We start from the raw sequence: 19,068 nt of genomic DNA, 5'->3' as shown, positions 1-19,068 counted from the left end.
ATGCGCATCCTGTTACAACGTTCGGACGGCAAGGAAGCGGCGTGGATCAGCGACTTCCGCGACTTGCTGCCCGAAGCTGACATCCACTTCTGGCGCGAAGGCGAGGCGGTCGCGCCCTGCGACTATGCCGTCGTGTGGCAGCCGCCCGCCGCCATGCTGCCCGAGCTGGCCAACGTCAAAGCCATCTTCAACACGGGCGCCGGCGTCGACGCGCTGCTGAAATTCGGCGACGCGCTGCCCGCCCACGTGCCGCTGGTGCGCCTCGATGACGCGGGCATGGGCGTGCAGATGGCCGAGTATGTGAGCCACGCCGTGCTGCGCCACTTCCGCCGCTTCGACGACTACGAGGCGCAGGGCCGCGCCGGCATCTGGCAGCCGCTGCCCGCCTTCGACAAGCTGGATTTTCCCGTCGGCGTGCTGGGCATGGGCGTGCTGGGCACGCGCGTGCTCGAAGCGCTGGCGCAGTTCGAATTTCCGCTGCGCGGATGGAGCCGCAGCCAGAAGCACGTCGATGGCGTGCAGTGTTTTGCGGGCGAGGAGGGGCTCGATGCCTTTTTGCGCGGCACGCGCGTGCTGGTGTGCATGCTGCCGCTCACGCCGGACACGCACAACCTGCTCGACCGCGCGCGCCTGTCGATGCTGCTGCCGGGCGCCTACGTGATCAACGTGGCGCGCGGCGCGCATCTGGCCGAGCCGGATCTGCTGACCCTGATCCGCTCCGGGCATATCGCCGGGGCGACGCTGGACGTGTTCCGCAATGAGCCGCTGCCGCAGCAGCACCCGTTCTGGCAAGAACCGCGCATCACCATCACGCCGCATATTTCGGCCGCCACCCTGCGCCGCGAAAGCGTGGCGCAGATCGCCGCCAAGATGCGCCGCCTGCACGCCGGAGAGCTTGTGGCCGGCATCGTCAACCGTTTGCAAGGATATTGAGATGAACCCTATTACCAGTTTGCCCAAGCAGGTCAAGATCGTCGAAGTGGGCCCGCGCGACGGCCTGCAAAACGAGAAAGACACCATCAGCGCCGCCGTCAAGATCGAACTGGTCGACCGCCTGACCCTGGCCGGCTTCGCCAATATCGAGGCGGCGTCGTTCGTCTCGCCGAAATGGGTGCCGCAGATGGCCACCAGCGCGGAAGTGATGGAGAGAATCGCGCGCCGCCCCGGCACCATTTATTCGGCGCTGACGCCGAACATGCAGGGTTTTGAGGCGGCGCTGGCGGCGAAGGCCGATGAAGTGGTGATCTTCGGCTCGGCCTCCGAGGCGTTCTCGCAAAAGAACATCAACTGCTCGATCGCCGAATCGATCGCCCGCTTCGAAGGCGTGGCGAAAGCGGCCAAGGAACACGGCCTGCGCCTGCGCGGCAGCATCAGCTGCGCTTTCGGCTGCCCCTACCAGGGAGACGTGCCGCTCGACGCCGTGGCCGACGTGGTGGGCCGCATGCGCGACCTCGGTTGCGACGAAATCGACATTGCCGACACCATCGGCGTGGCCACGCCGAGAAAGACGCAGGCGGTGATGCAGCGCGCCATCGCGGCTTTCCACGTGGGCGGCCTGTCCGGCCACTTCCACGACACCTACGGCCAGGCGCTGGCGAACATCTACGCCAGCCTGGAAACGGGTATTGCGATTTATCATTCCTCCGTCTCGGGCCTGGGCGGCTGCCCGTACGCCAAGGGCGCCACGGGCAACGTGGCCACCGAGGACGTGCTGTACATGATGCAGGGACTGGGCATTGCCACCGGCATCGACCTGGACCTGGTGGTCGACGCAGGGCAGTTCATCGCGCAGCAGCTGGGGCGCAAGGGTTCCAGCCGAGCGGGCAATGCACTGGCGGCGAAACGCCTCGCGGCGTAGGTCGGGTTAGCGCGTAGCGCGTAACCCGACAACAATGTTGGCCATGATCCTGGTGTTGTCGGATTACGCGCTTGCGCGCTAATCCGACCTACGTCGACCTACCCGAACCGTACAGACGAAAAAAAACCCAAGAGCCGAAACTCTTGGGTTTTTTTCTACAAATTTGGTCGGAGTACAAGGATTCGAACCTTGGACCCCCTGGTCCCAAACCAGGTGCGCTACCGGGCTGCGCCACACTCCGAAGACCAAGATAATACAGGCCGTATCGACTTCGGTCAAGGGTCAGGTGAAACTCTGTGTAAATTATTTACGCGCGGCACTGGGACTCATGTATTTTTCAAAACGATTGAAGTATGCGACACTGGGTTTGCAAGTTTTCCCGATCAGACATGAAGGCGACGACGGCAATGGAGTTCAGGATAGAAAGAAGCAGCGGCGGCGGCCAGCCCATGCCAAATCGCCGCGGCATCGCGCTGGGCGTCGGCGTGTCCTTGCTGCTGCATGGCGCCTTGATCTATCTGTGGCGCCACGTCCAGCCGCCTGTGCCGCCGGACACGGCCCCGCGCGTGGAATCGATCGCCGTGTGGATACGTCCACTGGCCGCCAAGCCGCCCCCGCCGCCTGTCGAGGTCGTCAAGCCGAAGCGCGAACCCAAGCCCATCAGCAAGCAGAAACGCGCCGCTGTCCGGGAAACGCCGGCGGCAGCCACCGCGCCGGCATCCAGCCCGCAAGCCATCACGGTGGTGCCGGCCTCACCAGCCACGCCGACGGCCAGTCCCGACACCTTCAGGCAAGAAACTGCGGAAACGCCGAAATTCGACATGGAAGCGGCCAGGAAGACGGCGCGCAAGATGGCGGGCGAACGCGACCCATCAAAGGTGGGCACGGCCGTGGGGCAAATCCCCGACAAACCGCTGCAAACGGAAACCCAGCTGGCGCGCGACATCGCCCAAGGCAAGCGCGGCGATTGCCGCACCGCCTATTCCGGCGCAGGCTTGCTGGCGCCCGTGCTGATGTTACTGGACAAGAAGGATAGCGGCTGCAAGTGGTAACGATCTGGCAATATATCCATCTTGGCTAGGCCATCATCACATTATTCCTGCCCCTTCAACTGCAACGCCCGCTCATACAGGGCGTTTTTCTTGCGGCCCGTGATCTGCGCCGTCAGATTCGCCGCCTGCTTGACGCTGCATTCGGCCAACAGGATGTTCAGGATGCGTTCCGCTTCCACGTCTTCCGCATCCTGCGCTTGCGTGGCGCCTTCGAGCAGGACGACGAATTCTCCCTTTTCGCGGTGCGCGTCGGCACGGATCCAGCTTTCCGCTTCGGACAGGGGGCAGCGGTGGATTTCCTCGAACAGTTTCGTCAGTTCGCGCGCGAACACCACCTGGCGCGTCGGCTCGAACGCTTCCACCAGGGCCGTGGCGCAGTCGAGGATGCGGTGCGGTGCCTCATAAAACACCATCGTGGCCGTTACGCCGCGCAGGCTGTGCAAGATGTTTTCGCGCTGCTTGGCCTTGGCTGGCAGGAAGCCGACAAAGTAGAACTGGTCGTTCAACAGCCCGCTGGCGGAAATGGCGGTAATCGCCGCCGACGGGCCGGGCAGGGGCAGCACGCGCAATCCCGCCGCGCGCACGGCGTCGACGATGCGCGCGCCGGGGTCGGACACGGCGGGCGTGCCCGCGTCCGAGACGAGGGCGATGCGCTCGCCCGCGTGCAGGCGCGCGATCAAGGTCTGCGCCACTTCGCGCTCATTATGTTGATGCGCCGCAATCAATGGCTTGTTCAAGCCGAAGCGCGTCAGCAGGTGCGCCGTGTTGCGCGTATCTTCACAGGCGACGGCATCGGCAAGGCTCAGCAAGTGCAGCGCGCGCAGGCTGATATCGGTCACATTACCGATGGGCGTGGCCACTATATACAATGTTGCGATAGGATAGACCTGGTGCGCCGCCTCTGTCATGATGGGCAGGCTGGCGATGGAACTGATTTCTTGTACGGTCATTTTGGAGGTTGAATGCTTGCTAATAGTGTGAAGTTACTGCTTGTTTGTGCCGCGACCGGCATGCTGAGCGCTTGCAGCACGCCTTGCGACGCGCCCGGGCAATTGTGCGCGCCTATTGAATCTAACACAAGGGCGCTGCCGCCACCGAAGCCGCTGCCGCCTCCCGTGCCGCCCAAGCCGCCCGCGCCCGAACCGGTGACGTTTGCCGTGGCCGTGCCCGATATTACCGCGTACGACGGCAGCGGCGCGCCGCTGGCGCCCACCACCACCAAGCCGGCAACGGGCACGCCGCAGGACATGCCGGCCGCCACGGCGCCGGCGCCGTCCGACGGCAATCTGCACCATATCGGCCTGCTGCTGCCGCTGCGCTCGGCGTCCCTGGGCCCGGCCGCCGAACTGCTGCGCGCCGGTTTCATGGCCGCGTATGAGCGCGACCGCAGCGGCTTCGAAGTAACGGTGATCGACACGGGCGACGGCAGCACCGACGTGCTGAACAAGTTTGCGCAAGCGCAAGAGGAACAGGACGTCGTCGTGGGGCCTTTGTCGCGCTCGGCCGTGACGGCCGTGGCGAACAGCGACCTGGTGCGTAAACCAACGATCGCCCTGAACCACCCGGACAACCGCGGCGAAGCGCGCCTTCCGGCCAAGCTGCTGGTGATGGGCCTGTCGATCGAGGCGGAAGCGCGTCAGGTCGCCGCCTGGGCCGCGAGCGAACAGCCGGGCGCCAACGCGCTGATCCTGTCGGCCGGTTCGCCTTCGCAGCGCCGCATCAGCGCCGCCTTCAAGCAGGAATGGCTGCGCCAGGGCGGCAAGGTCGATGTGATGGACTTGACGGCCACGAATGGCTACCTGAGCGATGCGGAACTGGTGCAACTGCGCGCGCGCCTGGCCGCGACGCCGCCGGGCCTGCTGTTTGCCGCGCTCGACGCCGACCAGGCGCGCCAGCTGCGCGTGGCCATCGGCAACGACCTGCCCCTGTATGGCACCTCGTCACTGAACCCCGGCGCCGGGCGCGGCGCCAGCGGCCCCGAGCTCGATGGCGCGCGCCTGCTGGACCTGCCTTGGCAAGTGCAGCGCGACCATCCGCAAGTGATGGTGTATCCGCAGCCGCCGCAGTCAGGCGACGTCCGCCCGACAGCCGATATGGAACGCCTGTACGCACTGGGCATCGACGCCTTCCGCGTGGCGCGCGAAGTGGCGCTGCGGCCGAACACACCATTCACGCTCGACGGCGTGACGGGCCGCCTGGCCGTGCGCTTTGAGAATGATCAAAGCGTGTTCGAACGCACGGAACAGGCCGCCACCTACCAGCAGGGCGTGCTGGGCACCTGGCCACCGGCTCCGCCTGCCGCGCCGCCGGTACAATAAGGACACCGCCATGCCGCCCTTCTGGAACAAACGGGAACGGGGACGGCAGGGGGAAGACGATGCGCTCGCGTATCTGTTGCTGCAAGGCTTGGTGCTGCTGGAACGCAATTATCTATGCAAGGGCGGCGAGCTGGACCTGATCATGCGCGATGGCGCCTCCATCGTCTTCGTCGAAGTGCGGCTGCGCAGCAGTGCGGCCTTCGGCGGTGCCCTGGCCAGCATCACGCCCGCCAAGCAGCGGCGCATGGTGGTGGCCGCGCAAACCTGGCTGCTGGGACAAAAAACCGTGCCGCCATGCCGCTTCGACGCGCTGGCCATCGATGGCGGGCGCATCAGCTGGCTGAAGAACATCCTCGATATGTAAGCATTTTTAACAGTGCTTGTCCGCCACGCCGCGCGCCTGCACTATAATCGGCAGACTATGAATAATCAACGCATCCTCTCGCACTTCCACGAAAGTGCCGAACTCAAGATCCAGGCAGCCACCGTACTGGCGCAACCCATTGCGCAGGCGATCGACCTGATGTTTTATGCATTGTCCAACGGCAACAAGATCCTCGCCTGCGGCAACGGCGGTTCCGCCGCCGACTGCCAGCATTTCGCAGCCGAGCTGGTGGGACGCTTCGAACGCGAGCGCTTTCCGCTGCCGGCCCTGGCGCTGACGACGGATACGTCGATCCTGACGGCCGTGGCGAACGACTACAGCTACCGCGAGATCTTCTCGAAGCAGGTGCAGGCCTTCGGCCAGGCCGGCGACATCCTGCTGGCCATCTCCACGTCGGGCAATTCGGCCAACGTGATGGCCGCCGTGGAAGCGGCGCTCGAGCGCGAAATGCGCGTCGTGGCGCTGACGGGCAAGGACGGCGGCGCCATCGGCAAGATGCTGACGGACGCCGACGTGCATATCTGCGTGCCGGCCGAGCGCACGGCGCGCATCCAGGAAGTCCACCTGACCACCATACATTGCATCTGCGACGGCATCGACGTCGCGCTATTCGGAGGAGACGTGAATGACTAAATTCGGTACTGGCCCAGGCTGGAAACGCGTACAACGCCCGCTGGCCACCGCACTGCTGTGCGGCGCCATGCTCACTTCGCTCACCGGCTGCATCGAATTGATGGTCGGCGGCGCGGTGATGGGCGGCGTTGCCGCGGCGGACCGCCGCACCCTGGGCGCCCAGACCGAAGACAAGTCGATCGCCGTCAAGGGCGAGGCGCGCATCCCGTCCATCGTCGGCGATGCGGGCCACGTGAATGTCACCAGCTTCAACCGCCGTGTCCTGCTGACGGGCGAAGTGCGCGACGAGGCGATGAAAAATGCCGTCGAGCGCGAAGTGCGCAATATCGAAGGCGTGGAATCGGTGGCCAATGAATTGATCATCGCCGGCCCGGCCAGCTATACCTCGCGCTCGAACGACGCGCTGATCACCACCAAGGTCAAGGCCAGCCTGGTCGACATGAAAACCATCTCGGCCGCCTCGTTCAAGGTCGTCACGGAAAACGGCACCGTCTTCCTGATGGGCCGCGTGACCCAGCGCGAAGGCACGGTCGCGGCCGACGTGGCACGCGGCGTGGGCGGCGTGCAGAAAGTGGTCAAGCTGTTCGACTACATTTCGGAAGCGGAACTGAAGCAATTGCAGCCCGATCCGCCGCAGCAGCGCACGACCAGCACGGTCAGCGATACGGTCCAGCAATAAACGCCTCCGCCGTTTGACCTACGGCGCCAGACTGACGATGCGTCTATAATGGCCGCATCGTTGCTCTACATTAGTGAAACTTTGCCATGTCCACTTCGCCCTCCGCAAGCAAGTCCTGGATCAAGCCAGCCCTCATCGCCGTGTTCGTGGCGGGCGTGGCGGCGGCAGGCTATCTGTCGCTCAATGACAAGCAACGCGCGCCGGACGTGACTTTCCACGGCATCCATGGCGAGAAAATTACCTCGGCCAGCCTGCGCGGCAAGGTGGTGATGGTCAATTTCTGGGCCACTTCGTGCACCACCTGCGTGGCGGAAATGCCGGACATGGTCGACACCTACAACAAGTACAAGGGGCAGGGACTGGAATTCGTGGCCGTGGCCATGAAATACGATCCGGCCAACTACGTGCTGAATTTCGCCGAAACGCGCCAGCTGCCATTCAAGGTGGCGCTCGACGTGACGGGCGAGGCGGCCAAGGCCTATGGCGACGTGGCCCTCACGCCCACCACCTTCGTGCTCGACAAGCAGGGCAAGATCCTCAAGCGCTATGTGGGCAAGCCGGAATTTGCCGAACTGCACAAGCTGCTCGAAACGGCCATCGCCGGCTGATCCAGTCCCCCGGTACCGCACAAAACCTTGTTGCTAAAGCTTGGCAACTTGTTATAACCTTCACAAGCGTGATCCCACTCACCTTGTGAAAGCCAGCCGTGTCCCCAGCCGCTCAATCGCTCGACCCGCAGCAACTGAAAGCCTGGCTGCTTGCCACCGGGAACAAGGACGCCACGGCGTTCCGCCAGCTATATAACTCCACATCATCGAAACTGTTTGGCTTCGCGCTGCGTATATTGCATAAGCAAGAGCTCGCTGAAGAAGCCTTGCAAGAGGGTTTTGTCGCCATCTGGAACAACGCCGCCGCTTACCAGAGCCATCTGGCCGCGCCGATGACCTGGATGGCCACCATCGTGCGCAACAAGGCGTTCGATGTGCTGCGGCGCAGCGACGATACCGTGGAAATCGATGCCGAACAGTTTGATAGCGAAGTCATGAATGCACTCCGGGATCCCCAGGCCACGCCGATCGAATCGCTGCAGATGAGCGGTGACGCCAAGGCGCTGGCGTTTTGCATGTCGGCCCTGGAAGGGCTGCACCGGCAGGTGGTCGCCCTGGCGTTCTATCACGATCTGTCGCACAGCGAAGTGGCGCAGCAGATGTCGCTGCCGATCGGCACCGTGAAGACGTGGATACGCCGCAGCCTGGAACGGCTGCGCACGTGCCTGGCGAAACGGGAGGCATCATGAATATCCGCGGCAATGACGCGCTGCGCCAGAAACTGGCGTCCGAATACGTGCTGGGCACCCTGAAAGGGGGCGCGCGGCGGCGTTTCGAAGGCTGGCTGCACAACGATGCCGATTTGCGCAATATCACGGCCGAATGGCGCCAGCGCCTGGAACCGATGGCGGAATTCGCCACGCCCGTGGCGCCGCCCAAGCGCGTGTGGCAGCAGATCGAGCAGCGCCTGCACCTGAAGCCGCAGGGCCGCTGGTCCTGGTTCCGCGATGCGCTGTCGTTCTGGCGTGGCCTGGGCATGGCGTCGAGCGCCATCGCCGCGCTGCTGGTGATCGTCGTGGCCACGCGCGTGATGGACGCGCCGCAGATCAGCTATGTCGCCAGCCTGACGGACGAGAAGGCGCAAACGGCATTGCTGCTGACGGCCGACAGCCGCCACGGCGCGCTCGAGGTGCGCATGGTGGCCAACGCGCCCGTGCCAAGTGATAAGGATCTGGAACTGTGGGCCGTGCCGAAGAGCGGCAACCCGCGCTCCCTGGGTTTACTCGCCGACAAGGGCAACGTGAAACTGGCCCTGTCCCAGCGCGCCATCGGCAACGACGTGGCCTTGCTGGCCGTCACCCTGGAGCCGAAAGGCGGTTCGCCGAATCCGAACGGACCGACGGGACCAATCTTGTATAAAGGTAACTGGGTAAAAATTTAACCCTAACGCAAAAATCCGGGGTCACACCCGTCGGGTCTGACCCCAGCAGTTGATTTGGGTTGCTTACCTTACTTTGGATACAGAATCATCTGCGTGCAGCGGAACAGGGCAATCGTCTTGCCCGTTTCCTTGCTTTTCACCACGGCATCCCACACTTGCGTGTTGCGGCCCTTGTGCTCGACCTTGGCCGTGCAAGTGAGCGTGCCTTCGCGGGCCGTGCCCAGGTGGTTCGATTTCAATTCGATGGTGGTGAAGTTGATCGCGCCCTCGGGCAGGTTGACGATGCAGCCATAGCCAGACGCCGTGTCGGCCAGGGTCACCACGCTGCCCGCGTGCAGGTAGCCGTTCGGCGCCAGCAGGTGGGGCAGCACGGGCAATTCCGCCGTCAGCTGGCCGTCGCCCACGGCCGTGATGACGATGCCCAGATGGCCGGGCAGGCGGCCCGTGCCGCGTTCATTCAACATTGCTACGGTGATCTCGGGATTGCTCATGCTGGTCCTTGTGCGGGTCGGTCCGGACAGCGGATCTGCCGGAAAATACTATGATGATAGCAACTTTCCCGGCAACGGTTTGAGCGCAGCTATTTTTTGCCGCGCCGCCGTTTCCACCACACTAGGGTCCCCGTCAGCAGGAATAGCAAGGGCATCAGGCCGAACAGCGTAATGAAGGCGCGCCCGGCCACGCCAAAGGCCTGGCCCGAATGCAGGGGGAATTGCCAGCCCAGGAAGACGTCTCCGGCCGGCGCCCGCAAGGGATCGCGTATGCGCAGGGGCAAGCCGCTGCGCGCGTCGAGGGTGATGCGCGTGGCGCCGTCGCCCTCGGCGATTTCGCCGGGCTGGCGCACGCGCACGTCGTACGGCTGGTCCTTTTTGGCCGGCAGCACGATGCGCGACACGCGCGCCTGCGGATACAGCTGCTGCGCGGCGGCCATCGCCTGGCCCGCATCGAGCACGGCGCCGTCCTGCTGCACATTCTTGAGTTTTGCCGTGTCCGGCACCGTCGACACGAACTCCACCAAGGGCACGATCAGCTGCGGCAAATTGAAATAGATGCCGGAAAAGGCGAGGACGGCCAGCACGGGCGCGGCAAAGAAGCCGGCCGCCTTGTGAAACGTGTAATTAAAGCGGGGCCAGGAGCCGCCATGCGACACGATCAGGGCGCGCCGGATCGCCGTCCACTGCAGGCGCGGCCACCACAGGTAGATGCCGCTCAGGGCCATCAGCAGCAGGGCCACGCCGGAAATGCCCGTGATGGTCTTGCCCATGTCGCCGGACAATAAATAGCGGTGCAAATGAAACATGCCCGACATCAGCAATGGCCGCGTGAGGCCGAAGCGTCCCCAGTCGCGCTCGCCTTTGACTTGCAAGGTGTAGGGGTCGACCATCACCTGGCGCACGATGGCCTGGCTGAAGAGGGATGGCTTGCCTGGCTGACGGTACGAGGCCACATACACGTCACGCGCATCGGCGGGCGGATTGAGCTGACTCGGCTTGCCATAGGCGGGGTCGGCCGCGAGCTGGTCCACCACCGCCTGCAGCGTGCGCGGCGTCATCTGGAACACCTGGCCAGGCGCGGGCGTGCTCGCCTGTAACAAGTTGGGATTCAGATACGCGTCGAGTTCCGGCATCCAGGCGATGGCGGAACCCGTCAAGCCCAGCAGGACGAACAGGGCGCCGAACCACAGGCCCACGTACAGGTGCAGTTTGCTGAGCAACCACTTGATCGAGCGTTGTGACATGGAAACTTTGGGAAATTTGGGCTGCGAAACGATAGCATGAAAGCCCCACAGTGAAAATCATGCACGGTCAGAAAGCGGCAAACCGAACAACACGCTCATGCGAACGTCTGAAATAGGATAAAACGAGCGTTTCGGCACCATTAGCGAGCGCATCGGCATCGCGCGGTTATGTTGCGCGACATACACTTTCCCCTATACTTATCGAAAGGAAAACTATGACCGCCTCCCGCTTCCTCGCCGCCACCTTGGGCCTCGCTCTTCACCTGGGCGCCCACGCCGCCGATTTCACGGTCACCAGCACCGACATCGCCCCCGGCCAGCGCCTCGCGAGCGCGCAAGTGTTCCAGGGCTTCGGCTGCACGGGCGGCAACCTGTCGCCGCAATTGTCGTGGAGCAATGCCCCGGCCGGCACGAAAAGCTACGCCATCACCCTGTATGACCCCGACGCGCCCACGGGCAGCGGCTGGTGGCACTGGAGCGTGTTCAATGTGCCGACCAGCACTACGTCCTTGCCTGCGGGAACGACAACCGCCACCTTGCCGGCCGGCGCCGTGCAAGGGCGCAACGATTACGGCGACAGCGCCTACGGCGGCGCCTGCCCGCCACCGGGCGACCAGGCCCACCGCTACCAGATCACGGTGTGGGCGCTGAAAACAGACAAGCTTCCCTTGGACCGGCACGCCAGCGGCGCCATGCTCGGCTACATGCTCAACGCCAACGCGCTGGGCAAGGCACAGCTGACGGGACTGTATGGCAGATGACATGGAGGCGGTGGCCCTGAGCGAGCTGCGCATCGCCCACGGCACCATCGAGGCGCGCCGCGCGCAAACCCTGCGCCGCGTGCCCGTCTTCCAGAGCGCCCTGTGCCGCGTGCGGCAAGGAACGAAACTGCTGGAATGGGGCGCCCGCCAGGCGCGCGCCGGCACGCACGACGTGGTGCTGATGCCGGCCGGACAGGAACTGGGCGTGGCCAACCTGCCCGGCGCGCAAGGCTACCGGGCGGAAGTGCTGAGTTTTTCGCCGGCCCTGATCGCCCGTTTCCGCGCGCGCCATGGCGGCCTCGTCGATACTCAGCTGCACCAGGCGGCCACGGCCAGCCTGTGCGTGCCGCTCGACCCGCACGCGGCGCTGGCCTGGGACCAGCTGACGGCCAGCCTGGCGAGCAGCATGCCGCCCGCGCTGCTGGCGCACCAGGCGGAAGGCTTGCTGCTGGCCCTGGCACTGGGCGGCCATTGCGGCCCGCTGCTGCTGGACCGCCGCGATCCGCTGGCCGCGCGCGTGCAGCAAGTGCTGCTGCTGGACCCGGGCGCCGACTGGAGCGTGGCCAGGGTTGCCAGCCATCTGCACCTGGGCGCCTCCACCCTGCGCCGCCAGCTGGCCCTGGAGCGGCGGCACTTCCGCGCCATCCTGGAAGACGTGCGGCTGGGACTGGCCTTGCAGGAATTACAATCTGGCATCTTACCCATCGGCGACATCGCCGCCGCCTGCGGCTACGCCTCGCCCTCGCGCTTCGCGGCCCGTTTCCGCCAGCATTACGGCCTGTCGCCGCGCGACCTGCGCGCCACCTTGTAAGCCCGCTCTGGCGCAAATCAAGCAACAAGCGCTGACAGCGGGACGATTTTCTTGCTACTATGCGCCCATGTCTTCCCGCCAGCCATCCCGCAAGCCTTACCCGGCGTCCGCCCTCGCGCGCACGCCGTGGCAGTTCTGCGTGGCGCTGTTCAGTGCGCTGGCCCTCGTGTTCCTGCTGTCGACGGCCGCCTCGCACCTGCACAAGACGACGCTCGACGCGGAAGAGTGCGCGCTGTGCGCCACGGTCATCGACAAGGTGGCCGACATCGCCGTGCCGCCGGCCATCGCCGAGCCGCCCGCCCAGTTACTGCCGTACCGCCTGCTGGCCCTCGCGCCCGCTACCCTGGCGCCCGTCGCCGCCCTCGTCCTGCCGCCCGTGCGCGGCCCGCCTGCCGCCTCGCTGTAGTTCCCACGCTGTTTTTATCCTTTTCAGGCTGCCCCTTGCCGCGCTTTGATGCGCGCCGGGCCGCCTGGCGTTGACTATTTTCGAGGTTTACCATGCAACACACACCACGCCTGAGCGCGCTGTCGCTCGCCCTTGCCAGCCTGTTTACGATGTCCGCCCATGCCGCCGAGCCTGCCGAAGCCAGCACCGATGCCGCCCCGCCAGAAATGCAAAAGGTGGAAGTCACCTCCGCCCATCTGAAAAGCGCGCGCATCGAACTGTCGCCGAAAGTCGGCACCACCATCTACAGCATCGACAGCCACATGGTCGACATGCTGGGCCAGGGCGACAACACGCCGTTCAATGAAGTGCTGCTGCGCTTGCCGGGCGTGTCGCAGGATTCGAAGGGATCAGGTGCTTTGCATGTACGCGACGACCATGCCAACGTGCAATACCGCATCAACGGCGTGCAGTTGCCCGAAAGCATCAGCGGCTTCGGCCAGTCGATCGACACGCGATTAATCGACAAGACGGATTTCATGACGGGCGCCTTGCCGGCCCAGTTCGGCCTGCGCACGGCCGGCATCGTCGATATTGAAACGAAGGAGGGCGGCATGACGCCGGGCGGGCGCATCGGCATCATGGTCGGCAGCCACGACCATGTGGAGCCGAGTGCCGAATTTTTCGGCAGCGTGGGCAAGTTCAATTACTACCTGTCCGGCAGCTACCTGGGCAATGCACTGGGCGTGGAAAACCCGCAAGCCACGCGCAGCGCCCTGCACGACAAGACGCGCCAGAACAAATCGTTCGGCAGCCTGTCGTATTTCCTCGATGACAATACCCGCCTGGGCGCCATGTTCGGCACCTATAACGGCCGCTTCCAGATCCCGAACAACCCGGACCAGGCGCCGGGCTTCTCGCTGGCCGGCCACAGCGATGCGCAGGCGGGCACGTCCAGCATCGCTTCATCGCAGCTGAATGAAAACCAGCGCGAAGTGAACCGTTTTCTCGTGCTGTCGCTGCAAAAAAGCCTGGGCGACGTCAATTACCAGGTGTCGGCCTTCCACCAGAATTCGGAACTGCACTTCACGCCCGATGCCATTGGCGACCTGATCTACAACGGCGTGGCCTCGGACTCGCGCCGCGCGAACAGCGCTTCCGGTGCCCAGTTCGACATCAGCTACAAGTTGCACCAGGACCACACCGTGCGCGCGGGCCTGGCCTACACGCGCCAGAAAACGACGAGCGACAACACGGTGGCCGTCTTCCCGGCGCTGGACGGCGCGCAAACCTCCACCACGCCGATCAGCATTCTGGACAACAGCGGCAAGACGGGCACCCTGGCCAGTGTCTACCTGCAGGATGAATGGCATATCAGCAAACCGCTGACCCTGAACTACGGCGCCCGCTTCGACAAGGTCTCGGCCTACACGAGCGAACAGCAATGGAGCCCGCGCGTCAACCTGGCCTACCAGATCGCGCCGGGCACGGCCCTGCACGCCGGCTATTCGCGCTACTTCACGCCGCCGCCGCAGGAACTGGCCGCCCAGGGCAGCATCGACCTGTACGCGAACACGACGAATGCGCCGGCAATCGGCCGGTCCGACAACGTCAAGGCCGAGCGCACGCATTACTACGATATCGGCATCAGCCACCAGGTCAATTCAAAACTGACCGTGACGGCCGATGTGTACTATAAAAAGATCAACAACCTGCTGGACGAAGGCCAGTTCGGCCAGGCGTTGATCCTGACGCCGTTCAACTATGCGGATGGCTACGCCAAGGGCCTGGAGCTGTCTGCCATCTACAGCGAGAAAAACTGGGGCCTGTTCCTCAACGCCAGCACGCAAAAGGCGCAGGGCCGCAACATCAATTCGGGGCAAGCCCTGTTTGGCGCCGATGAGTTGAACTACATCAGCCAGCACTATGTCTACCTCGATCATGACCAGAAATACACGCTGTCCGGTGGCGGCCACTATCACTTCGGCGATTCGCAAGTGAGCGCTGACTTCCTCTACGGCAGCGGTCTGCGCATGACGCCGGACGGCGGCGCACCGAATTCCGGCCATTTGCCCAGTTACTTCACCGTCAACACGGCGCTCACGCACACGTGGAAGAACACGCCGGTGGGCAAGGTGGAAGGACGGCTGGCCCTGATCAACCTGTTCGACAAGTCGTATTTGCTGCGCGACGGTTCCGGCGTGGGCGTGGGAGCGCCGCAGTATGGCGCCCGCCGCAGCATCTACGCCGGCCTGTCGACCAGTTTTTAACCGTTACCACCGTTACGCGCGAAGACAGCGGCAGGGAGCAACGCCTGCCGCTGTCGGTTGCCGTTAAGAAACGATCTCGTGGCGTCTATCGGGATGCTGTTTTAATGGGGAATATCGGCGATTGGTAGCAGCATGGTCAGCGGATCATCGGGGAGGGGCGTAAAACCATACTGTTGATAAAATTGCGTGCCTTGCGGCTCTTTGGCATCGACAAACAGGGCAAAACCGCCCACCTCCGCTGCGACCGATTGCACACGCTTCATGGCCGCTACCAGCAGCAATCGGCCAAAGCCGCGACGCTGATGCCGCTGCGCGACAGCAAGCCGCGCCAAGGTAAAGCCGGGTACGTTGCTGGGCAACTTCTTCATCATGGCGATGGGAATAGCCTCCTTGGGGGTCATGGTACGAATCGCCAGTGAAAAATAGCCAATAATTTCCGTAGGATCAGTTTCATCGACCAGCACGAACGTTCGCGATGCGCCATGCCGCTGATGCTGCCTTGCTATTGTCTGCAACCACGTATCCAATACCGGTGTGCCGCAATGAAACCTTGTTACATCATGTATTGCTTTCAGTGCTGTCACGAAGTACGCCATTCTCTACTTTCTGTGCATAATTTTCAAAAGCCTTCGTCAAAGCCGCATTCGGCCCCTGCGGGTTTTCCAGCAAATCGATCATCATGGCGGCGTCACGACGGGAATAGCGGATCAGGTATTCGCGATCGATGATCATTTCCGCCTTTTCCAATGCAGCTTGCACGAGGAATTGATTCAAGGTAGCGCCGGTCAGCTCAGCCGCTTCTTGAAGTTTCTCGGCAATTGAGCCGGAAACCCTGGCCGTAATACGGCCGCGTTCTTCAGTCACACTCATTATTTAGCTCGTGTCGTCGGGTTTGTTCGGGTGTCGTCGGGTATCCCAATGAGCATAGCACATGATGGGGACAAAGCAACCCTTACTGGAGACAAAATGTCACCATTATTCATTGCCCCATTTGATTTCGGCATGATGATGCGCCTGCAAATACGCATTTGCCTGGCTGAACGGCTTACTGCCAAAGAAACCTTTGCTGGCCGACAAGGGAGATGGATGGGGCGCTGCCAGCACCAGGTGCTTGCCGGGGTCGATCAGGGTGCGCTTGGCTTGCGCATAGCCGCCCCACAGGATGAACACAAGGTGTTCGCGCTCGGCGGACAGGTGGCGGATGGCGCTGTCCGTCAGCTTTTCCCATCCCTTGGCCGCGTGCGAACCGGCCGCCCCGGCGCGCACCGTCAGCACGCTGTTGAGCAGGAACACGCCTTGCTGCGCCCAATCGGACAAATCCGTGCGCGTGCGCGCCACGCCCACGTCGCTGTGTAATTCCTTGAAGATATTCTGCAGGCTCGGCTGCGGCGGCGTGCCTTCGGGAATCGAAAAGCACAGCCCCATGGCGGCACCGGGCGTGTGATACGGGTCTTGCCCCAGGATCACGACTTTGACTTGCTCGAACGGCGTCAGGTCGAAGGCGCGAAAAATGTATTTACCCGGAGGAAAACACGGCCCCGCCGCGTACTCTTCCTTCACGAAGGCGGCCAGGCGCTCCCAGTAGGGCTGGGCAAACTCCCCCTCCAGCCGCGCCTTCCACGATGCGTCGATGCGTACGTCCATGGCTCCCCCGTCAATCATGTTTTTAAAACATCATTGATCAGTATAGCCGCGTCACGTCCGGTACCGCGTTACGGTACGGCTGGGCAATGCCTATTTGTCGTCATAGTGATAACGGCAGGCCGCCACGTAGATGCAGCCCGCGTCGGGCAGATACACGAGCCGGTGCTGGCGGTCGATGCGGCGCGACCAGAAACCCGTCAGGTCGCCTTTCAGCGGTTCCGGCTTGCCCGTGCCCTTGAACGGATCGGCCAGGCATGCATCGAGCAAGTCGTTGATTTTTTGCAGGATTTTCAAGTCGTTCTCTTGCCAGAACAGATAATCCTCCCAGGCATGATCGGTCCAGGCCAGCACGGCGGCGCGCGCCTGCTGCTTGTTTTCAGTCTTCCGGTTTTTCATGCCGCGCCAATGCCCGTGGCTGCGCCTTGCCCGCCTTGATCTGCGCCACGGACGCCATCAGCCGGCTGGCATTCTTTGCCGTGCCCAGCAAATACAGGGTTTCCTCGATGCTGTTGTAGTCCGACAAGGACAGCATCACCACATGTTCGCCATTCACGCGCGTGATCACCGTAGGCGTATGGTCGTTGCAGACGTCGTCCATCACGCTTTTCAGGCCCGCGCGCGCCTCGCTGAAAGTCAGGATATTCATGCCGTGCCACCACTCCATGGAAAGTACATGCCAATAATTGTACAGGATATTGTACATCACCTCAATCAGGCAAAAAAAAGCCGCCACGCTATCGCGGGCGGCTTTGATGTGGCGCAAACGGCTTAGAAATTCAGCGCCGATTCCACGCCGGCGCTGTGCGCCTGTTCATCCGCGTGGTACGAGCTGCGCACCATGGCGCCCACGGCGGCGTGGGTGAAGCCCATTTTATAGGCTTCTTCCTCGAACATTTTGAAGACGTCCGGGTGCACGTAGCGGCGCACGGGCAGGTGGCTGTTCGATGGCGCCAGGTACTGGCCGATGGTCAGCATGTCGATGTCGTGCTCGCGCATGTCGCGCATGACTTGCAGGATTTCCTCGTCCGTCTCGCCCAGGCCCACCATGATGCCGGACTTGGTTTTGACGTCCGGGTACATGGCCTTGAAATCCTTCAGCAGTTTCAGCGAGTGCATGTAGTCGGAACCGGGACGGGCTTCCTTGTACAGGCGCGGCGCCGTTTCCAGGTTGTGGTTCATGACGTCAGGCAAGCCATCCTTGAACAGATCCAGGGCTTTTTCCAGGCGGCCACGGAAGTCGGGCACCAGCACTTCGATGCGGGTGTTCGGCGACAGGGCGCGCGTTTGCTGGATGCACTCGACGAAATGGCCGGCGCCGCCGTCGCGCAAGTCATCGCGGTCGACGGAGGTGATGACGACGTAGTTCAGGCGCAGCTTGGCGATGGTTTTCGACAGGTTGGCCGGCTCTTCCTTGTCCAGCGGGTCCGGACGGCCGTGGCCCACGTCGCAGAACGGGCAGCGGCGCGTGCACTTGTCGCCCATGATCATGAAGGTGGCCGTGCCCTTGCCGAAACACTCGCCGATGTTCGGGCAGCTGGCTTCCTCGCACACGGTCACGAGCTTGTTTTCGCGCAACACATCCTTGATTTCATAGAAACGGGTCGAAGCCGAAGCGGCCTTGACGCGGATCCAGTCCGGCTTTTTCAGGCGCTCGACTTGCTCGATCGGAATGATCTTGATCGGGATGCGCGAAGTCTTGCTGGCGCCTTTTTGCTTTTCGCTCGGGTTGTAGGCGGGAGCGGCGGGGGCGGTGCTGGAAATGGTCTCAGAAGTCATGGCTGCAAGCCCTTGACGGGCATGTTGGTTTGTTTGCTCAGGCATCCGCTGCCTGAGGCGCGCCTGCGGCGCTGTTTACTTCGCTTACATCGAGTAATACGGTCAATTCCTGGGCCAGGGCCCGCTGCACCTCGGCCAGCGGCGCCACGACGCCCATGCTGCGCATGTCCACCGTCTTCAGGCCGGAATAGCCGCAAGGGTTAATCCAGGAAAACGGCGCCAGGTCCATCGCCACGTTGAGCGATACGCCATGGTAGGTGCAGCCGTTGCCGCGCACTTTCAATCCCAGCGCGGCGATCTTCGCACCCTTGTCTGGCCCGCCGGCAATGTAGATGCCGGGCGCGCCATCGATGCGCTCGCCTGCGAGATTATACGCCGCCAGCACGTTGATGATGGCTTGCTCGATTTTATGCACGAACTGGCGCGCATACAGCTTGCCGCCCGGCTTGTTGCGGCGCAAGTCCATCAGCAGGTAAATCACCACCTGGCCGGGGCCGTGGAAGGTGACTTCGCCGCCCCGGTCCGTCTGCACCACGGGCACACTCTCGGCGCCGGCCAGCAGATGGCCGCGGTCGGCCGCCAGGCCCAACGTAAAGACGGGCGGATGCTCGACGATCCACAGTTCGTCGCGCGTGTCCGTCGTGCGCGCGTCGGTAAAGGCGCGCATGGCGGCAAAGGTCGGCTCGTAATCGACGCGGCCCAGCTCGCGGATCAGCGCCGTTTCGGTGCGGGTGGTGGTCATGACAGATTCTGTAATCAGCTGCCGGCG

The 19,068-nt window shown here is 63.3% G+C and carries 24 protein-coding genes and 1 tRNA gene; 14 read left to right on the top strand and 11 right to left on the bottom strand.

Annotated features, from left to right (window positions below):
• Both AC1RBA_RS14555 and AC1RBA_RS14550 read left to right on the top strand, forming a co-directional pair.
• Positions 1-933, top strand: coding sequence for a 2-hydroxyacid dehydrogenase (locus AC1RBA_RS14555; protein WP_492418768.1), 933 nt, complete (start codon positions 1-3; stop codon positions 931-933).
• A 1-nt stretch (position 934) separates the two neighbouring features.
• Complete coding sequence (locus AC1RBA_RS14550) at positions 935-1,858, top strand: hydroxymethylglutaryl-CoA lyase (protein ID WP_492418766.1); 924 nt, start codon at positions 935-937, stop codon at positions 1,856-1,858.
• A 164-nt stretch (positions 1,859-2,022) separates the two neighbouring features.
• On the opposite strand, the gene AC1RBA_RS14545 is transcribed toward AC1RBA_RS14550, so the two are convergent.
• Positions 2,023-2,099: transfer RNA gene (locus AC1RBA_RS14545), tRNA-Pro, on the bottom strand.
• Between the two features lie 208 nt (positions 2,100-2,307).
• Here AC1RBA_RS14545 and AC1RBA_RS14540 point away from each other — a divergent pair.
• On the top strand, positions 2,308-2,910 hold the full coding sequence (locus AC1RBA_RS14540) for a hypothetical protein (RefSeq protein ID WP_492418765.1): 603 nt from the start codon (positions 2,308-2,310) through the stop codon (positions 2,908-2,910).
• Between the two features lie 41 nt (positions 2,911-2,951).
• Here AC1RBA_RS14540 and rsmI read toward each other — a convergent pair whose 3' ends face one another.
• A complete protein-coding gene (gene rsmI, locus AC1RBA_RS14535) occupies positions 2,952-3,860 on the bottom strand; it encodes a 16S rRNA (cytidine(1402)-2'-O)-methyltransferase (RefSeq protein ID WP_070223188.1) in 909 nt (302 codons plus the stop codon).
• Positions 3,861-4,025: 165 nt separating this feature from the next.
• On the opposite strand from rsmI, the gene AC1RBA_RS14530 reads away from it, so the two are divergent.
• From AC1RBA_RS14530 to AC1RBA_RS14500, 7 genes are all read left to right on the top strand, one after another.
• The gene (locus AC1RBA_RS14530; protein WP_492418762.1) at positions 4,026-5,228 is read left to right on the top strand and encodes a penicillin-binding protein activator; all 1,203 of its coding nucleotides are present in this window, start codon (positions 4,026-4,028) and stop codon (positions 5,226-5,228) included.
• Between the two features lie 10 nt (positions 5,229-5,238).
• Positions 5,239-5,592 (top strand): YraN family protein, encoded by a 354-nt coding sequence (locus AC1RBA_RS14525; protein WP_070288965.1) that lies wholly within the window; start codon positions 5,239-5,241, stop codon positions 5,590-5,592.
• Positions 5,593-5,649: 57 nt separating this feature from the next.
• Positions 5,650-6,246 carry a phosphoheptose isomerase gene (locus AC1RBA_RS14520; protein ID WP_034752465.1) on the top strand — a complete coding sequence of 199 codons (597 nt, stop codon included), beginning with the start codon at positions 5,650-5,652 and terminating at the stop codon, positions 6,244-6,246.
• A complete protein-coding gene (locus tag AC1RBA_RS14515; protein ID WP_070223194.1) occupies positions 6,239-6,925 on the top strand; it encodes a BON domain-containing protein in 687 nt (228 codons plus the stop codon). The genes AC1RBA_RS14520 and AC1RBA_RS14515 overlap by 8 nt, the downstream gene beginning before the upstream one ends.
• An 86-nt stretch (positions 6,926-7,011) precedes the next feature.
• Positions 7,012-7,533, top strand: coding sequence for a peroxiredoxin family protein (locus AC1RBA_RS14510; protein WP_070223196.1), 522 nt, complete (start codon positions 7,012-7,014; stop codon positions 7,531-7,533).
• 98 nt (positions 7,534-7,631) lie between these two features.
• A complete protein-coding gene (locus tag AC1RBA_RS14505; protein ID WP_070223198.1) occupies positions 7,632-8,222 on the top strand; it encodes a sigma-70 family RNA polymerase sigma factor in 591 nt (196 codons plus the stop codon).
• Positions 8,219-8,914, top strand: a complete 696-nt coding sequence (locus tag AC1RBA_RS14500) for an anti-sigma factor (protein ID WP_492418761.1) — start codon at positions 8,219-8,221, stop codon at positions 8,912-8,914. Before AC1RBA_RS14505 ends, AC1RBA_RS14500 begins: the two co-directional genes overlap by 4 nt.
• A 68-nt stretch (positions 8,915-8,982) precedes the next feature.
• On the opposite strand, the gene AC1RBA_RS14495 is transcribed toward AC1RBA_RS14500, so the two are convergent.
• Positions 8,983-9,405, bottom strand: coding sequence for a PaaI family thioesterase (locus AC1RBA_RS14495; RefSeq protein ID WP_492418760.1), 423 nt, complete (start codon positions 9,403-9,405; stop codon positions 8,983-8,985).
• An 89-nt stretch (positions 9,406-9,494) separates the two neighbouring features.
• On the bottom strand, positions 9,495-10,652 hold the full coding sequence (locus AC1RBA_RS14490; protein WP_492418758.1) for a PepSY-associated TM helix domain-containing protein: 1,158 nt from the start codon (positions 10,650-10,652) through the stop codon (positions 9,495-9,497).
• A 215-nt stretch (positions 10,653-10,867) separates the two neighbouring features.
• Between AC1RBA_RS14490 and AC1RBA_RS14485 the strand changes: the two genes are divergently transcribed.
• From AC1RBA_RS14485 to AC1RBA_RS14470, 4 genes are all read left to right on the top strand, one after another.
• Complete coding sequence (locus tag AC1RBA_RS14485; RefSeq protein WP_492418756.1) at positions 10,868-11,413, top strand: YbhB/YbcL family Raf kinase inhibitor-like protein; 546 nt, start codon at positions 10,868-10,870, stop codon at positions 11,411-11,413.
• Positions 11,403-12,224, top strand: coding sequence for a helix-turn-helix transcriptional regulator (locus tag AC1RBA_RS14480; RefSeq protein WP_492418755.1), 822 nt, complete (start codon positions 11,403-11,405; stop codon positions 12,222-12,224). Before AC1RBA_RS14485 ends, AC1RBA_RS14480 begins: the two co-directional genes overlap by 11 nt.
• A gap of 67 nt (positions 12,225-12,291) precedes the next feature.
• Entirely contained in the window at positions 12,292-12,630 is a 339-nt protein-coding gene (locus AC1RBA_RS14475) for a hypothetical protein (RefSeq protein ID WP_492418753.1), read from the top strand.
• A gap of 92 nt (positions 12,631-12,722) precedes the next feature.
• Positions 12,723-14,879 (top strand): TonB-dependent receptor, encoded by a 2,157-nt coding sequence (locus AC1RBA_RS14470; RefSeq protein ID WP_492418751.1) that lies wholly within the window; start codon positions 12,723-12,725, stop codon positions 14,877-14,879.
• A gap of 101 nt (positions 14,880-14,980) precedes the next feature.
• Here the strand turns inward: AC1RBA_RS14470 and AC1RBA_RS14465 are convergent, their stop codons facing one another.
• From AC1RBA_RS14465 to lipB, 7 genes are all read right to left on the bottom strand, one after another.
• A complete protein-coding gene (locus tag AC1RBA_RS14465; protein WP_175444800.1) occupies positions 14,981-15,463 on the bottom strand; it encodes a GNAT family N-acetyltransferase in 483 nt (160 codons plus the stop codon).
• Positions 15,438-15,749: a type II toxin-antitoxin system TacA family antitoxin gene (locus tag AC1RBA_RS14460; RefSeq protein ID WP_071650246.1), complete on the bottom strand. Its 312-nt coding sequence runs from the start codon at positions 15,747-15,749 to the stop codon at positions 15,438-15,440. The genes AC1RBA_RS14465 and AC1RBA_RS14460 overlap by 26 nt, the downstream gene beginning before the upstream one ends.
• 105 nt (positions 15,750-15,854) lie before the next feature.
• Positions 15,855-16,523 carry a uracil-DNA glycosylase gene (gene ung, locus AC1RBA_RS14455; protein WP_070288957.1) on the bottom strand — a complete coding sequence of 223 codons (669 nt, stop codon included), beginning with the start codon at positions 16,521-16,523 and terminating at the stop codon, positions 15,855-15,857.
• 90 nt (positions 16,524-16,613) lie between these two features.
• Positions 16,614-16,919 (bottom strand): Txe/YoeB family addiction module toxin, encoded by a 306-nt coding sequence (locus tag AC1RBA_RS14450; RefSeq protein ID WP_070223221.1) that lies wholly within the window; start codon positions 16,917-16,919, stop codon positions 16,614-16,616.
• Positions 16,900-17,169, bottom strand: coding sequence for a type II toxin-antitoxin system Phd/YefM family antitoxin (locus tag AC1RBA_RS14445; protein ID WP_070223351.1), 270 nt, complete (start codon positions 17,167-17,169; stop codon positions 16,900-16,902). The genes AC1RBA_RS14450 and AC1RBA_RS14445 overlap by 20 nt, the downstream gene beginning before the upstream one ends.
• Positions 17,170-17,291: 122 nt before the next feature.
• Positions 17,292-18,299, bottom strand: coding sequence for a lipoyl synthase (gene lipA / locus AC1RBA_RS14440; RefSeq protein ID WP_070312669.1), 1,008 nt, complete (start codon positions 18,297-18,299; stop codon positions 17,292-17,294).
• 37 nt (positions 18,300-18,336) lie between these two features.
• Positions 18,337-19,041, bottom strand: a complete 705-nt coding sequence (gene lipB / locus AC1RBA_RS14435; protein WP_070223225.1) for a lipoyl(octanoyl) transferase LipB — start codon at positions 19,039-19,041, stop codon at positions 18,337-18,339.
• Positions 19,042-19,068: the final 27 nt, after the last annotated feature.

This window comes from Janthinobacterium sp. GW823-FHT03B06, from assembly GCF_058796955.1.
This window is presented reverse-complemented; position numbering and strand designations above follow the sequence as displayed.